This window comes from Streptomyces sp. SID12501 (assembly GCF_010550245.1).
Taxonomy (GTDB): Bacteria; Actinomycetota; Actinomycetes; order Streptomycetales; family Streptomycetaceae; genus Streptomyces.
The window spans coordinates 1-413 of record NZ_JAAGLU010000850.1; the positions used below are offsets into that span (position 1 = coordinate 1).

The window sequence follows — 413 nt, forward strand, 5'->3', positions numbered from 1 at the left end:
CAGGACGCCGTCGACGTGCCCGGCACCCACGTACTGCGCGACGTTCTCGCGCTCGTCTGGCGTGCCGGCCACGAGCAGGATGAGCGTCATGCCGCGCTCGCTGAGCGCCTCGGCGGCGCCGCGCAGCAGGATCGAGAACGTCGGGTCGGCGAAGAGCAGGTGGTGCGGCTCGGTCAGCAGGAACGCGAGGGAGTTGCTGCGGCCGGTGACGAGCGACCGGGCGTGCTGGTTGGCGCGGTAGCCGGTCTCGGCGATCGCGCGCTCGACGGCCTCGCGGGCCTCGGGGGACACCCAGTGGCCGCCGTTGATGACGCGGGACACCGTGCCGCGCGAGACGCCGGCGGCCGCGGCCACGTCACGGATGGTGGGGCGGCGCCGGGCGGAGGTCGTGGTGTCCACGGATGTCGACTCTA

At 73.8% G+C, this 413-nt stretch carries 1 protein-coding gene; it reads right to left on the minus strand.

Annotation, left to right across the window (positions count from 1 at the left end; all coding sequences use genetic code 11):
• The coding region (locus tag G3I71_RS48795) for a LacI family DNA-binding transcriptional regulator (RefSeq protein ID WP_164325425.1) at positions 1-399 on the minus strand (399 nt) is incomplete at its 3' end.
• Positions 400-413: the final 14 nt, after the last annotated feature.